This is a genomic window from Neorhizobium sp. P12A (assembly GCF_008365395.1).
GTDB lineage: Bacteria > Pseudomonadota > Alphaproteobacteria > Rhizobiales > Rhizobiaceae > Rhizobium.
In genome coordinates, this window is the sequence record NZ_QOVX01000002.1 from 291,335 (window position 1) to 305,972 (window position 14,638).

At 62.4% G+C, this 14,638-nt stretch carries 15 protein-coding genes; 5 read left to right on the top strand and 10 right to left on the bottom strand.

Annotation, left to right across the window (positions count from 1 at the left end; genetic code table 11):
• The first annotated feature begins 3 nt into the window (after window positions 1–3).
• Window positions 4–825: a class II glutamine amidotransferase gene (locus tag DTW90_RS07440; RefSeq protein ID WP_149337425.1), complete on the top strand. Its 822-nt coding sequence runs from the start codon at window positions 4–6 to the stop codon at window positions 823–825.
• On the opposite strand, the gene coaBC is transcribed toward DTW90_RS07440, so the two are convergent.
• Together coaBC and DTW90_RS07450 are read right to left on the bottom strand one after the other, a co-directional pair.
• Window positions 812–2,026 (bottom strand): bifunctional phosphopantothenoylcysteine decarboxylase/phosphopantothenate--cysteine ligase CoaBC, encoded by a 1,215-nt coding sequence (gene coaBC, locus DTW90_RS07445; protein WP_149337426.1) that lies wholly within the window; start codon window positions 2,024–2,026, stop codon window positions 812–814. The two genes, DTW90_RS07440 and coaBC, sit on opposite strands and share 14 nt — an antisense overlap.
• A gap of 63 nt (window positions 2,027–2,089) precedes the next feature.
• Window positions 2,090–2,986: a LysR family transcriptional regulator gene (locus DTW90_RS07450; protein WP_149337428.1), complete on the bottom strand. Its 897-nt coding sequence runs from the start codon at window positions 2,984–2,986 to the stop codon at window positions 2,090–2,092.
• A 129-nt stretch (window positions 2,987–3,115) separates the two neighbouring features.
• On the opposite strand from DTW90_RS07450, the gene DTW90_RS07455 reads away from it, so the two are divergent.
• Entirely contained in the window at window positions 3,116–3,979 is an 864-nt protein-coding gene (locus DTW90_RS07455) for an NmrA family NAD(P)-binding protein (RefSeq protein WP_149337430.1), read from the top strand.
• Between the two features lie 96 nt (window positions 3,980–4,075).
• Here the strand turns inward: DTW90_RS07455 and DTW90_RS07460 are convergent, their stop codons facing one another.
• Window positions 4,076–4,825, bottom strand: coding sequence for an SDR family oxidoreductase (locus tag DTW90_RS07460; protein WP_149337432.1), 750 nt, complete (start codon window positions 4,823–4,825; stop codon window positions 4,076–4,078).
• 135 nt (window positions 4,826–4,960) lie between these two features.
• On the bottom strand, window positions 4,961–5,725 hold the full coding sequence (locus DTW90_RS07465; RefSeq protein WP_149337434.1) for an SDR family oxidoreductase: 765 nt from the start codon (window positions 5,723–5,725) through the stop codon (window positions 4,961–4,963).
• 124 nt (window positions 5,726–5,849) lie between these two features.
• Between DTW90_RS07465 and DTW90_RS07470 the strand changes: the two genes are divergently transcribed.
• Window positions 5,850–6,779: a LysR family transcriptional regulator gene (locus tag DTW90_RS07470; RefSeq protein WP_149337436.1), complete on the top strand. Its 930-nt coding sequence runs from the start codon at window positions 5,850–5,852 to the stop codon at window positions 6,777–6,779.
• On the opposite strand, the gene DTW90_RS07475 is transcribed toward DTW90_RS07470, so the two are convergent.
• Complete coding sequence (locus DTW90_RS07475) at window positions 6,776–7,651, bottom strand: LysR family transcriptional regulator (protein ID WP_149337438.1); 876 nt, start codon at window positions 7,649–7,651, stop codon at window positions 6,776–6,778. The genes DTW90_RS07470 and DTW90_RS07475 overlap by 4 nt on opposite strands.
• A gap of 94 nt (window positions 7,652–7,745) precedes the next feature.
• Between DTW90_RS07475 and DTW90_RS07480 the strand changes: the two genes are divergently transcribed.
• Both DTW90_RS07480 and DTW90_RS07485 read left to right on the top strand, forming a co-directional pair.
• On the top strand, window positions 7,746–9,026 hold the full coding sequence (locus tag DTW90_RS07480; protein WP_149337440.1) for an MFS transporter: 1,281 nt from the start codon (window positions 7,746–7,748) through the stop codon (window positions 9,024–9,026).
• Window positions 9,027–9,037: 11 nt separating this feature from the next.
• Window positions 9,038–9,421, top strand: coding sequence for a VOC family protein (locus DTW90_RS07485; protein WP_149337441.1), 384 nt, complete (start codon window positions 9,038–9,040; stop codon window positions 9,419–9,421).
• Between the two features lie 96 nt (window positions 9,422–9,517).
• Here the strand turns inward: DTW90_RS07485 and DTW90_RS07490 are convergent, their stop codons facing one another.
• The 5 genes from DTW90_RS07490 to DTW90_RS07510 form a co-directional block, all read right to left on the bottom strand.
• Window positions 9,518–10,405 carry a DMT family transporter gene (locus DTW90_RS07490; RefSeq protein WP_149337443.1) on the bottom strand — a complete coding sequence of 296 codons (888 nt, stop codon included), beginning with the start codon at window positions 10,403–10,405 and terminating at the stop codon, window positions 9,518–9,520.
• 136 nt (window positions 10,406–10,541) lie between these two features.
• Window positions 10,542–11,216 (bottom strand): hypothetical protein, encoded by a 675-nt coding sequence (locus DTW90_RS07495; protein ID WP_149337445.1) that lies wholly within the window; start codon window positions 11,214–11,216, stop codon window positions 10,542–10,544.
• A 168-nt stretch (window positions 11,217–11,384) separates the two neighbouring features.
• On the bottom strand, window positions 11,385–13,046 hold the full coding sequence (locus DTW90_RS07500) for a urocanate hydratase (protein ID WP_149337447.1): 1,662 nt from the start codon (window positions 13,044–13,046) through the stop codon (window positions 11,385–11,387).
• 93 nt (window positions 13,047–13,139) lie between these two features.
• Window positions 13,140–13,469: a TfoX/Sxy family protein gene (locus tag DTW90_RS07505; protein ID WP_149337449.1), complete on the bottom strand. Its 330-nt coding sequence runs from the start codon at window positions 13,467–13,469 to the stop codon at window positions 13,140–13,142.
• Window positions 13,470–13,482: 13 nt separating this feature from the next.
• On the bottom strand, window positions 13,483–14,580 hold the full coding sequence (locus DTW90_RS07510; protein ID WP_149337451.1) for a DUF917 domain-containing protein: 1,098 nt from the start codon (window positions 14,578–14,580) through the stop codon (window positions 13,483–13,485).
• Window positions 14,581–14,638: the final 58 nt, after the last annotated feature.

The window sequence follows — 14,638 nt, forward strand, 5'->3', positions numbered from 1 at the left end:
AGCATGTGTCGCTGGGCAGCCTATCGCGGAGACCCCCTCTATCTGGAGGAGCTGGTGTCGTCGCCCGCCCATTCCCTGATCGAGCAATCCCATTGCGCAACGCGCGCCAAGACGGCGACGAACGGCGACGGCTTCGGCATCGCCTGGTATGGGGACCGCTCCGAGCCGGGCCGCTATCGCGATATCCTGCCCGCCTGGTCCGACTGCAATCTGAAGAGCCTTGCCCGCCAGATCCGCTCGCCGCTTTTCCTTGCCCATGTCCGCGCCTCGACCGGCGGCGGCACGCGGCGCGATAATTGCCATCCCTTTGTCCATGGCGACTGGTCCTTCATGCACAATGGCCAGATTTCCGATTTCGACCGCCTTCGCCGCCCGATGGAGGCGATGCTGGACGACGAACTCTTTCACGCCCGATCCGGCACGACGGATTCGGAGCTGCTGTTCCTGCTCGCGCTGCAGTTTGGCCTCGCCGAGAACCCCGTCCGTGCGATCAAGGAGACGATCGGCTTCGTCGAGGGTCTCGCCGAGCATCTGACCGGCAAGGCGCTGGTGCGCTTCACGGCCGCCTTTTCTAACGGCAAGTCGCTTTATGCGATCCGTTACGCCACCGATCGAAAGGCGCCGACACTCTATGCAGCACCTCTTGGCAAGGGCAGCGGCTATTGCATCGTCTCCGAGCCGTTGAACGACGATGTCGATGCCTGGACGGAGGTTCCCGATGGCAGTGCCGTCGTCGTCCATCAGGATGGTGTCGAGGTCACTCCCTTCCTGCCGGAAGAGCGGTCGAAGGGTACCCATAAGGGCGCCATCGTCATCCCTGCCTGAAACGATCCGCGATAAGCGTCGCGAGCCGGCTGGCAACTTCGTCCTTGGAGAGGTCGGGCCATTGCTCTATGCCGTCATGGCGGATGATTTTCACGCTGTTGCGCGTGCCGCCCATGATACCGGTCGCGGGCGAAACATCATTGGCGACGATCATGTCTGCGCCCTTGCGTTCCAGCTTCGCGCGGGCATTGCTTTCGACATCCTGGGTCTCGGCGGCAAAGCCGACCACCAGCTTCGGCCGCATCGTGTGATGTCCGACGGTCCGCAAGATGTCGGGATTTTCGGTCAGCGCCAGCGTGGGAATGGACTCCCCTGGATGCTTCTTGATCTTCTGGTCGGCGGATGACGCCACCCGCCAGTCGGCGACGGCAGCCACCATGACGGCGATATCCGCCGGCAGCGCGCCGAGCACGGCGTCGCGCATCTCTTCCGCCCGCTCGACATGAATGACCGTCATGCCCGACGGATCGGGAATGTTGACCGGACCGGAGACAAGCGTCACCTCCGCGCCGAGTTTTGCGAGTGCCGCCGCGATCGCATGGCCCTGGCGGCCGGAAGAGCGGTTGGCAATGTAGCGCACGGGGTCGATCGGCTCATGCGTCGGCCCTGATGTCACGATCGCCTTCCGGCCGGAAAGCGGCCCGGGAGTGGCCGCGCCCAGCATTTCCTCGACGGCTGCAACGATTTCCAGTGGCTCGGCCATGCGGCCAACGCCAGCCTCCTTGCTTTCGGCCATCTCGCCGGCCATGGGGCCGATGAAGCGAATGCCGTCGCCTCTGAGCGTCTCGACATTCCGGCGCGTCGCGGCATGTGCCCACATTTTCGGGTTCATCGCGGGTGCTGCCAGCACTGGCCTGTCGGTCGCAAGCAGAACTGTCGAGGCCAGATCGTCGGCAAGCCCGTTCGCCATCTTCGCCATGAGATCGGCGGTCGCGGGCGCGACGAGCACGAGATCGCAGTCCCTCGCCAGCCTGATATGGCCGACATCCTGCTCATCCTGTCGCGAAAAGAGATCGGTAAAGACATGATCGGCGGCGAGTGCCCCGACGGCGAGCGGGGTGATGAACTGCTGTGCGCCCTCGGTCATAACAGGGCGCACCGAAGCGCCGCGCTCGCGCAGCCTCCGGATCAGGTCAAGGCTCTTATAGGCGGCAATGCCGCCGGATATGATGAGAAGGATGCGTTTGCCGCTGAGAGCCATGGCTTTTTCCCGTCGCCTTTTTGACCTTGATTTGAGCCTAAGCCTTTGGCCCGCAACATGCAATCAGCCGGTGATCTCGACGCAGAAGTCGATGAAGGCGCGCACCTTTGCGGGCACATGTTGGCGGGAGGGATAGAAGGCATAAAGCGGAAACAGCTCGTCCGGCCAGTCGGGGAAGAGGTCGATCAGCTGGCCGCTGTCGAGATAGTCCTTGAGCCCGATCAGAAAGACCTGCGCGATGCCGAGCCCGGCAAGACAGGTCGCAAGCGTCGTTCCGGCATCGTTGACGAGAATGCGGCTGTGCGTTTCCAGCTCGACCACCTTCTTCCCGCGCCGAAGCTCCCATTCGAAAGCCCGGCCGGTTCGCGGGTCCTGATAGAATATGCAGGTATGCCATGCCATGTCGGCAGGTGCTTTCGGCCGACCATGCCGTTCGATATAGGCCGGCGAGGCGACGGTTATCACCCGGGTCTGCATCAGCTGTCGGGCAATCAACGAGGTCTGCGGCGGCTCGCCGAAACGCACGGCCACGTCCATGCCGTCGGCGATGAGATCGCCGATCTCGTTGCGGGTGAAGATCTCGATCTGCAGCTCAGGATAGCGGTCCATGAACGTGCCGAGCCGCGGGCCGAGCACCAGCCGGGAGAAATAGGGATCGACATTGATCCGCAGCCGTCCACGCACGGACTGCATGGCGCCTGCGGCATTGGTCGCTGCCTCCTCGATGCCACCAAGCAATGGCACGACTTGGGCGTAGAAACGCGCGCCTTCGTCCGTCAGCCGCACGGACCGCGTGGTGCGTTCCAGCAGCCGGACATTGATCCGCGCTTCCAGCCGGGCAATCGCGCGGCTGACCCCTGAAGGCGACAGGCCAAGCGTCTCGGCTGCCCTGACGAAGCTGCCGCCCTCGACAACAGCCGCAAGCACGCTGACGCCGTTCAGCAATCGACCGTCGAACATTCGATCTAATCCGTGATTTCAGGTCATCAATCATGTGACAGAAGCGCACTTCAGTCAAAGGTTCTGTTGGAGGATTATGCGCACAAACAGGCCGTCGACGAGCGATGGCGGGCGATGAAGGAGCCAATCATGTTTGCAGTCACAGGAATTACAGGTCAGGTCGGCGGCGTTATCGCCTCGCGACTGCTGGAAAAGGGTCTGCCGGTTCGCGCCGTGGTCCGCAATGCGGAGAAGGGCGCTGTCTGGAAGGAGCGGGGCGCTGAGATCGCGCTTGCCGATATGGCTGATGCCGAGGCATTGACTAAGGCGTTTTCCGGCGTCGATGCCGCTTTTCTGCTGATCCCGCCGACCTTCGACCCGACACCAGGCTTTCCGGAGGTACGGTCGGTCATCACAGCGTTGAAGACCGCGCTTGTTGCGGCCAAGCCGAAGAAAGTCGTCTGCCTCTCGACGATCGGTGCCCAGGCAACGGAGTTCAATCTCCTCAATCAACTCGGCCTCGTCGAACAGGAATTGTCTGATCTCCCCATGCCGATCGCCTTCCTGCGTGCCGGCTGGTTCATGGAGAATTCCGCCTGGGATGTCGGCCCGGCAAAGGAAGCCGGCATCATTCCGAGCTTCCTTTACCCGCTCGACAAGCCGGTACCGATGGTTGCCGTCGATGATATCGGGGCGCTCGGCGCCGAGATGCTGCAGGAAGATTGGACCGGCAAGCGCGTCGTTCAGCTTGAGGGCCCGGCCCGCATCAGACCCCTGGACATCGCCGCTGCCTTCGCATCTGCCCTTGGAAAGCCGGTCAAGGCTGAAGTCGTTGCCCGCGAGACCTGGGAAGAGCTTTTCCGCTCGCAGGGCATGAAGAACCCCGAGCCGCGCATGCGAATGCTCGATGGTTTCAACGAAAGCTGGATCGAGTTCGAGGGTGGCGAGAGCGCTTCGCTGAAGGGGAAGACGACGATCGAGGCGGTTGCCCGCGAGCTCGTCAAGCGCGGCTGACACCGGCTCTCGCAGCGATGATTATACTTTGAATTCGAAAGGCCGCGGCAGGAGAGGGTGCCGCGGCCTTTCTCATGCCCCCGAGTGCTCGACTACTCAGAGGTTACTCATGCCGCCATCGATGACGAGCTCGCTGCCGACGATGTAGGCCGCCTCGTCAGAGGCGAGGAAGACGATGGTCTTGGCGACTTCAGCAGGGTCGCCGAAACGTCCAACGGGGATTTGCGACTTGATATGGTCGGTCATTGCCTTGGAGTCCGCTGCCGTAGCGCCGAGCTTGTCATAAAGCGGCGTTGCGATCGGACCGGGGCTGACGGCGTTGACGCGGATGCCACGGTCGATGAGTTCGCCGGACAACGTCTTTGCAAACGTCAGCAGCGCGCCCTTGGTCAGCGAATAGACGCTGGAATTCGGCATGCCGATATGCGCGTTGATCGAGGTGTTGAGCACGATCGAGGCCGGGTTGGAGAAGATCGGCAGCAGGGCCTGCACGAGGAAGAACGGACCTTTGACGTTGATGGCGATCGATTTGTCGAAGGCCGCCTCGCTCCATTGCTCAAGCGGACCGAATTCCGCCACGCCGGCATTGACGAAGAGGATGTCGAGATGGCCGAATGCGGTCTTCACCGCTTCGGCGACGGCTTTCTGCCCTTCGACATGTCCGGCATCGGCCTGGATGACGAGGGCCTTGTCGCCAAGCTCGGCGCGAGCCGTCTCGACACTCCTGGCGCTGCTGCCGGTGATAGCGACGCGAGCGCCCTCGGCAATAAACTGGCGGGCGGTTTCAAGCCCGATGCCACTGGTGCCGCCGGTAATCAGGGCAGTCTTGTTCTGCAGGCGTGACATGGTTGTATTCCTTGCTCTGAGCCGCCTGGCGGCCCGTTTGTTGAGAATGACAATGCTATGGATTTGCCGGCGCGATAATCCGCTGGTCCAGGAAAGGACTTTCCAGCCCAAGCGGATAATCGCGCCATATTGGCGTCAGGTCCGGGTGATCGAGGCGCCACCGTCGACCAGCGAAGCCGTGCCGGTCACGAAGCTTGAATCATCCGAGGCGAAATAGAGAACCGAGCGCGCAAGTTCCTCAGGGGCTGCAACACGCTTCAGCGCATGCAGGTTGGTGATGAAGCCCTGCTTGTCCGGCGTATCGTTCATCTCGCGATACATGTCGGTGTCAACAGCGCCCGGCAGAACCGCGTTGACGCGGACATGCTGCGGGCCGAATTCGGCAGCCAGCGCCTGGGTGAGGCCGATCAGACCCGACTTGCTGGCGGCATAGGCTGCAACGCCCGGGAAGGCGAAGCTGTAGCCGACGAAGGTCGAGGTAAAGATGACCGAGCCGCCGCCATGCTTCACCATCTCGGCGATCTGATGCTTGGCGGCGAGGAAGGACGCGGTGAGGTTGATTGTCAGCGCCTCTGCAAATCCAGCTTCCGAAACGCCGGTGCTCGGGCCAGCCTCACCAAGAATGCCGGCATTGTTGAAGGCGATGTCAAGCCTGCCGAAGCGGTCTACGGCCAGAGAAACCAGCCCTCTGTGATACTCTTCCGAGCGTACGTCGCCGGCAAGCGCTGCGGCATCGCCGCCTTCAGCCTTGATTTCGGCAACAAGGCTTTCCAGTTCTGCCTGGCGGCGTGCGCCGACGATGACCTTTGCACCTTCGGCAGCAAAGAGCTTTGCCGTTGCGCGGCCGATGCCAGAGCTTGCGCCGGTTACGATTGCGACTTTTCCATTCAAGCGATTCATTGATCCATCTCCTTTGTTGAGGGTGGCCATTTCGTTGGCCTGTCCGATGCAATGGATAATGGCGTTTTTCGATCGTTCGGATTAGTCTCCGGATAATGGAACTCGAATTCGGAATTACCGAACGATGATCAAGATCGAGGGGATCACCGCCTTTGTCGCCGTCGCCGAGGCCGGCTCGGTCAGCGAGGCCGCCCGCCGCCTGCGCCTGTCGAAATCCGTCGTCAGCGAAAGACTGGCGGAACTGGAAAAGACACTCGGCGCCAAGTTGTTGCATCGCACAACCCGTAAGTTGACACTAACGGAAGATGGCGTCGCCTTCCTGGAGCGTGCTACGCGTATCGTGCATGAGGTACAGGAGGCAGCGTCCGATATTGCTGAGCGGCGCGGGACGTTGGCCGGGCCTGTGCGTATAGCAGCCCCCGTCACTTTCGGCCGCCTGCATCTCGGCCCGGCGCTCTATGCGTTTCTCGGCGAACACCCTGATATCGAACTGATCATGGATCTCGACGACCGGCGGGTCGATGCTGCTGCCGATGGTTACGATGCGGTGATCCGGCACGGAACCATCCAGGATACGCGCCTAATCGCCTGGAAGCTCGCCCCCAGCCGCCGCCTGCTGGTGGCTTCGCCGGATTATCTGCTGCGCAACGGCAGGCCTGCTTCACTTGCCGAACTCGATAGCCATCGCGGCATCCTCTATACCAACCGGGGCAATTTCGACTGGCGTTTCGAACGGCCGGAAGGCCCTGTCATCGTCCGTGCCCGCTCTGCCCTGCGTATGAACAATGGCGACATGATCGCCGATGCCGCCATTGCCGGTCTTGGCATTGCTCTCCTGCCTGCCTTCATCGCCGGCCCGCCGGTCCAGGCAGGCAAGCTCGTCGAGATCGATGTCGGCTATCGCGCGCAGCCGGAATTCATCTACATGGCCCATTCGGAAGGACGTCACCCCTCGGTCAAGCTGAAGGCCATGGCTCAGCACCTGAAGCGCGCTTTCGGCAACCCGCCCTATTGGGATGCGGGCGCTGAGGCTGAAGTCGACGAAAGCGTCTAGTCGACCAGCCGCATCAGATTTTCCGTTACCGGCCCGCGCTGCGATTTCAGGATCGCCAGCGCCAGCCGCGCCACCAGCGGCGGCCCCTTGATCGGCCGATAGGCAACGCCGGGTAGCCTGATCTGCGCAATCGAGGCCGGAACGATGGATACGCCGAGATTGGCGGCAACCAGATTGACCACCGACGGAATCTGTGGCGCTTCCTGGGATACGACCAGTTCAAAGCCGGCGTCGCGACAGGCAGCGAAAATATCGTCGTAGAGACTGAGGCCGACAACTCGTCGGAAAAGGATGAAAGGGTCATTGGCAAGGCCGGAAAGCGGCACCTCGGCCTCTCCGGCCAGCGGGTGGCTCGCAGGCATCGCGATCAACATCGGCTCATCGGGAAGCCGCTTCAGCCGAACATCCCCGGGGTCCTCCAGACCGGGGCGGATGAAGGCAGCATCGATCTCCCCACGCATCAATCTTTCCATCAGTGCATTGGTATTCATCTCCGTCAGCGACAGGCGCACATCCGAAAAACGGCTGCGGAACTGACGGATCGTCGCGCTGACGACGGTGTTGAAGGCGGAAGAGGCGGTAAAGCCAAGCGACAGCCGGCCGATCTCGCCGCGATTGGCGCGTTGTGCGGCAAGCTTTGCCTTGTCAGCGGCATCGACGGCCGCCTTCGCCTCCGACAGGAAGGCTTCCCCGGCCGCCGTCAGTTCGGCGCCATGTGGCACGCGATGGAAAAGCTGGGCACCGACCTCATCCTCCAGATCGCGGATCTGCTGGCTGAGTGGCGGCTGGCCGATGCCGAGCTTGGCCGCCGCACGGGTAAAATTTCCGGCCTCGGCGAGAGCCAGGAAATAACGGATATGACGCAGCTCCATCGCTATCTCCAAAACCGATCAAGATCGACAGTTCCATATATTGGACAAATGATGATGCCGTGGCTAGATCTGGATGCAAGAAAGGTTGTGTCCCATGTCCCGCCCTGCAGAGCAGCAAGCCCCGACGCTTGAAACCCCATCCCGCCCCGAACTGCGCGTCATCACAAGCGAGTCGAAAGCCGAGGCCCGGCAGTTCCTGACGCGCGGCACGCCAGCCTATAAGCGCGCCAGCTTCGCGCTCTTTCTCTCCGGTTTTGCCACCTTCTCGCTGCTCTACTGCGTCCAGCCGCTGATGCCTGTTTTCTCTCAGGATTTTGGCGTCACACCGGCGGAAAGCTCGCTCTCGCTGTCGCTCTCGACGGGTTTTCTCGCCTTTGCGATTTTCTGCGCCGCCGCGGTCTCCGAAGGCATGGGCCGCAAAAGCCTGATGTTCGCCTCGCTGCTTGGCGCCGCCGTCTGTACGCTGGCCTGCTCGGTCGCGCCCAACTGGCAGGTTCTCCTGATCTTCCGGGCTCTTGAAGGCTTCCTGCTTGGCGGCGTTCCCGCCGTTGCCATGGCCTACCTTGCCGAAGAGATCGACCCGCGTGGCCTCGGCGCCTCGATGGGGCTTTACATTGCCGGCAACGCATTCGGTGGCATGGCCGGCCGGGTGGTGACGGGCACACTGGCGGAATTTTTCAGCTGGCGCCCGGCGCTGGCAGCGATCGGCCTGCTCGGATTGGCAACCGCCATCGGCTTCCTCTTCCTGCTGCCGCCGTCGCGCAATTTCCTGCCGCGCAAGGGCTTCCAAGCGAGCTTCCATGTGAAGGCATGGCTTGGCCATGTCAGAAATCCGGCGCTGCCGCTGCTCTTTGCGATCGGCTTCCTCGCCATGGGCTCCTTCGTGACGGTCTATAACTATGCCGGTTTCCGGCTGGTCGCAGCGCCTTACAATCTGAGCCAGACCGAACTCGGCCTGATCTTCACCGCCTATCTCTTCGGCATCGTCGCCTCCTGGGCGGCGGGCCGGCTGGGAGACCGCCTCGGCCATTTCGTCGTCATGCCGATCGGGGTCTTGATTGCAGCCACCGGCACGGCCATCACGCTCGCCTCTTCATTGTTCCTGATCATAACAGGCATCGTGCTTCTGACGATCGGCTTCTTCGTGACCCACTCGGTAGCAAGCGCCCTGGTTGGTCGTCTGGCGCGCGATACGAAGGGCCATGCTTCGTCGCTCTATCTGCTGGCCTATTATCTCGGCTCCAGCATTGCCGGTTCGATCGGCGGATATTTCTGGCTTGTCGACGGTTGGTCGGCCGTGGTTTCCTTCATTCTCGCCATGCTTGCCGCCTGCCTTGTAGCAGCGGTCGTTGCAGCAAGGCTTGGTGCACGCTGAAGGATTTGCCGATGATCCGCATCGACCGTCTCGATCATCTGGTGCTGACGGTTGCCAGTGTCGAAGCGACCTGCGATTTTTATGTTCGCGTGCTCGGCATGGGCGTGGAAACCTTCGGTGAGGGCCGCAAGGCGCTGACCTTTGGCAATCAGAAGATCAACCTGCATCAGGCGGGCCGGGAATTCGAGCCGAAAGCCAAACGACCGACGCCCGGTTCCGCCGACCTCTGCTTCATCACGGAAACCCCGCTTGATGCCGTCATCGCCCATCTCGGCGAAATCGGGGTGGCGATCGAAGAAGGCCCGATCGATCGGACAGGGGCCACTGGACCGATCCGCTCGGTCTATATCCGTGATCCCGATGCCAACCTGATCGAAGTCTCGAACTATCTCTAAAGCAATCCCAGCAAAAGTGCGGAGCGGTTTTGCGTCCGGGATTTCGTGAAATCAAAGAGATAGAGCGGCTTTGCGATTCGAAGAAAAGCGAACGCTCTAGGCGGCGTTCTTCAGCCTCTGCCGTGACAACGCCCGAGCAGCCCTCAACCGACCCCACATATACCAGACGACCGAAAACAGGATCAGCGCGCCGCCGATGATCGTCGGCATGCCCGGATTTTCGCCGAATGCGAGATAGACCCAGAGCGGCCCGAGAACGATATCGAGCAGCCCGATCAACCCCGCTTCCGCTGCCTGGATGTGGCGGCTGCCAGTCATGAAAAGCAGATAGGCAAGCCCCGAGGTGGTGGAGCCGAAGACGGCGAGGATCGCCAGTTCCGAAGGCGGCGGGATCTGATGCGACATCAGCGGCAGCGACAACAACAGGCAAAGCCCGGAGCCGACGGCATTCACCGGCGCGAGCTTCAGGGTCGGATGGCGTCGCGCAAAGATTAGCAGGTAAGCGAAGCTGACGGTCATCAGCAAAGCCAGCCCGTTGCCGGCGAGATCGTCGGGCCGCGCCGCAAACCCCACCACGACAAGCACGCCGATGAGAGCGATACCGCTGGCGATCAAGACGCGTCGCTCCGCCCGCTCTCGCATCCAGAGAAAGGCGATGCCGGCGCAGATGAAGGGCGTCGTTGCGTAGATCGCCAGCACATTGGCAACCGAGGTGAATTTCAGTGCGCCGATATAGCCGAACATCGACAGGCCGGCGATGAACCCGGCGAAGAGATAGAGGCCGATCGCATGCTTTTCGCCCGCGGGCGCTGGGCGTCGGTTTTGGTAAAGCGATATGACGAGAAGCGTGAGGCCGCCGAACAAGGACCGCCAGCCAAGTGTCGTCCAGGTATCAAGCCCGAGCAGCCGCACGAAAAGCCCGGCACTGCTCCACATCACGGTCGCGATGCTGACGAGAAGGATTCCGTAAGTGCGGCCGTTCATTGGTGCTCCGGGAAGGGCATGCCACGCCTTGGAAGGCGTCGGCCCATAGAGGAAGGTCAGTTCTACTGAAGATTGCTCAAGCCCGGCAGCCTGGACTGCGCCATCCGCTATCGCAATCCGACAATCACCCAGCCCATTATCGCGATGGATTGACCGCAATCCAGATGACATGCCGCGCACCGGTTTTCCCGTTGGCGCGCACATTCACCTCATCGGCCGCAAAGCCGATTTCCCTGAGGCGTCGGGTGAAGTCGCGGTCGGGATGGGCGGACCAGACTGCCAGCACGCCGCCGGGCCGTAAGGCATCGCGAGCGGCGCGCAGGCCCTTGAAGTCGTAGAGGCCGTCATTGGCTTCATGCGTTATGCCATCAGGCCCGTTGTCGACATCGAGCAGGATGGCGTCATAGATCGACTTGGAGGAGCGAATGAGAGGGCGGACATCGCCTTCGTGGAGCGCAACGCGCGGATCGTCGAGACAGCCATCAAATACCGATGCCATCGGCCCGCGAGCCCAGGATATGACGGCTGGAACGAGCTCGGCGACGGTCACCTTCGCGTCTTTGCCGAGTTCGAAAAGAGCCGCCCGCAGGGTGAACCCCATGCCGAGGCCGCCGATCAGCAGATGCGGATGCTTGCGATCGCGGATCTTCTCGCAGGACAGCGTTGCCAGCGCCCGTTCGGAGCCGCTAAGGCGGCTGTTCATCAGCTCGTTGGTGCCGAGCATGATCGAGAATTCCTGGCCGCGCTGCTTCAAGCGCAGCTCTCCGCCACCGGGAATTTTCGCCGTATCGAGCAGGGTCCAGGGGATCATTGGGTGGCACTCCGGTTGCTTAAAGACCCTCTCTGCCCTGCCGGGCATCTCCCCCACAAGGGGGGAGATGACTCGCGGCACCGCTTTGCGTCAATTAACGGCCTCAGCGGTGAGGCTAGGTTAAGCCCCACCCTTGTGGGGAGGGGTCTTTTTGGGTAGCCCAAATCGTCACCCCAACCGAATATACGGCACATCCTTCTTCGCCACCTCATCCAACGCATCTTCGTAGCCCGCATCCGCATAGCGCATGACGCCGAGCGCCGTGTCGTTGGTGAGCGCATGGTCGAGCCGCTCGTCGGCCTCCTGAGTACCGTCGGCAACCACAGTCACGCCGCAGCTCGTCATATAGCCCGCATAGCCGCCGCCGCCGGAATGGACGACGACGAGATCGGCCATGGAGGAGCACAACATCATGGCGTCGATGAGCGGCCAGTCGGCGATGGCGTCCGATCCGTCCTTCATGCGCTCCGTCATGATATTGGGATGCGCCATGGCGCCTGCGTCGAGATGGTCGCGCGAAAAGGCGATCGGCCCCTTCAGTTCGCCGCTTGCGACGAGCTCGTTGACCCGGCGGGCCAGCGCCGTGCGCTCGCCATGTCCCAGCCAGGCAATGCGCGCCGGCAGGCCCTCGAAGGGCACATGCTGGCGCGCCAGCCGCACCCAGTTGGTGATGATCTTGTTGTTTGGGAACATTTCGAGCAAGAGGTCGTCGATGCGGGCGATGTCGCTCTCCTCACCCGACAGCGCCATCCAGCGGAAGGGCCCGATAGCGCGGCAGAAGAGCGGGCGCAGATAGGCCTCGGTGAAGATCGGAATGTCGAAGGCGTTCGTGACGCCGCCTTCTTTCGCCTGTGTGCGGATCAGATTGCCGTTGTCGAAGACTTCGGAGCCTTTTTTCTGGAAGTCGAGCATGGCCGTCACATGCTGGACGATCGAGGCGCGGCTCGCCGCCATCAGCTGGCCCTGGCCGTCGTCGCGCAGTTCCTTGACCTGGGCGAGGCTCATGCCCTTCGGCACATAGCCATAGACGAGGTCATGCGCCGAGGTCTGGTCGGTGACGATGTCGGGCACGATGCCGCGCCGCGCGATCTCGGGATAGACTTCCGCCGCATTGCCGACGAGGCCGACGGAGAGCGCCCGCTTCTCCTTCACGGCGGCGTCGATCATCGCAAGCGCGGTGTCGAGATCAGGCGCGATCTCCTGCAGGTAGCCGATCTCCTTGCGCTTGGCTGCGCGCTCTGGATCGATATCGACGCAGAGGATAGCGGCGCCGGCCATGCGGCCGGCGAGCGGCTGCGAGCCACCCATGCCTCCTAGGCCTGCCGTCAGAATAAAGCGTCCAGCGAGATCGCCGCCGAAGCGCCGCTCGGCGATCCGCATGAAGATCTCATAAGTGCCCTGTATGACGCCCTGGCTGCCGATATATTGCCAGGCGCCCGCGGTCAGCCCACCCCAGCAGATCAGGCCCTTGCGCTGCAGTTCGTAGAAGACCTCGGCCTTTGCCCATTGGCCGACGATGTTGCAGTTCGCCATGATGACCAGCGGCGCCTTGGCATGGGTGCGGATCAACCCGATCGGCTTGCCGGATTGGATGAGCAGCGTCTGGTCCTCTTCCATCTCGGTCAGCGCCTTGACGATGCCCTTATGCGCCGCCCAGTTGCGCGCCGCCTTGCCTAGCGCGGCATAGACCACCAGATTGTCGGGATCCTCGCCGACGGACAGCACGTTTTCGAGAAGCCTGAGCAATGCCTCCTGCCGCCATCCCTTGGTGCGTAGCTCCGGACCGCCCGGAATGGGAAATTTCGGATGACGGGGATTGGCTTTGGGCATCGTCCTTGGTCCTCTGTCTAAGTTTTTCGGTGAGCACGGAGGCCCGCGATTTCTCCCTTCTCCCCTCGGGGAGATGGGAGCGTGCCCCAACATTCACTTCGTCGGCAGCGTATCCACATAGGCAAGCGCCGCATCCAGCAACCGACCGCGCAACGCGTCATCGCCATAGGCCTCGGCCTCGGCGCGCACCCAGCCCTGCATGTGCCGGCCGCGCGCGATCATCGGAATGATACCCGGCAGCTTCAGCGCCCAGTCGTCATTGCCCTTGCCGAGCCGCGCCAGCATGCCGTCTTCGCGGGCGGCGCAGAGCAGATTGCCGTTGAGCAGAAACCCCCAGCCGCCGAACATGGCCTTCTCGCTAAGGCCCGGCCGGTTGCCGAGCTGTTCCTTCAGCAATTCTTCCAGTCCGGCATCGCGCGCCATAGCCGCCCACCTCTCAGCCCGGCTGCCCGGCGAGTGCGTATTTGGCGATCTCGATCCCCATCGCCTTTTCGACGAAGGGATAGACCGTCGGATCGAGCACGCTGGCCGACAGCGGAATGATGTCCATCGGCACATGCAGGATGAAGACCTGCATGCCCTCGTGCAGCTGGCCGACTGAGAGCGGTTCGCCCTCCGGCGACAGCGTGGTGATGACGGATGGGAATGTCGCCAGGCGCTTACCATCGACTTCCACGGCCATGTATTCGTTCATGACGTGCATGGTGGCCGCCTTGTCGCCGCTGCCAACGACGATGGTGCCGATGTCGAAGGCCTCGTTGGTATAGACCACGCTCTTCTTCGAGATCGTGCCTTCGGCCAGAATATGCCCGCCTGTTGTCTTGCAGATCGCATCGATGACGGCGGAGCCGCCCTTCTTTTCTGCCTCGATGATCGCGTCGCCCAGCAAAAGCGCCATGGAGATGCCGCCAAGTGCCGCATGGGTGCGGACGTAGTGGGCGCGCAGCGGATTGCGGCAGCTGGCGATGAACCCGCCCGACTGGTCCGATGCGGCCCGCAGGATCGGCGAGATCTTCGCGGTTGCGCCCCTCACCACCAGTTCGATATAGCGGTTCTCGGCTCTGTTGCCGCCGACGGCCGTCTGGATCATCTGTTCCGGCGAGCCCGCCATGCCGATCGAGCCCATATCGCCGGTCGGATGCGCCCGGATATCGCCCACGGCATCCACGACCTTGGTTCCCATGATCGCCGAGGGCAGCCACGCGTTCAGCGTCGAGGAGCGGCCGTTCTGGCCGATGATGAGCCCGGACAGCTTTTCGCCGAGCTCCTTTTCGAGCATCTGGGCGGCCTTCACATAGTCGATGCCCTGCATCTCCCAGGGCGTGGTCGAGGCCGGTGCGCCGATCGCGGCTGCCGTCGCGATCCAGTCATTGTCATTGAGTTCTTCGATGGAGACGAGTTCCGGCTTGCCGACATTGACGGCGGCATATCCGAGCATCCGACCATGATCCGCCCAGCCGCCGCCGCCGGCGGCATAGACAGACCCGCCCTTGACCGCCGCCTCGACATCCTTCTCGACCAGTATGCGTCCCATCGATCTCTCCTCAAATCATTCCGGCAAGGCGCTGCCGCCTCACCGGAATTACGAAAAC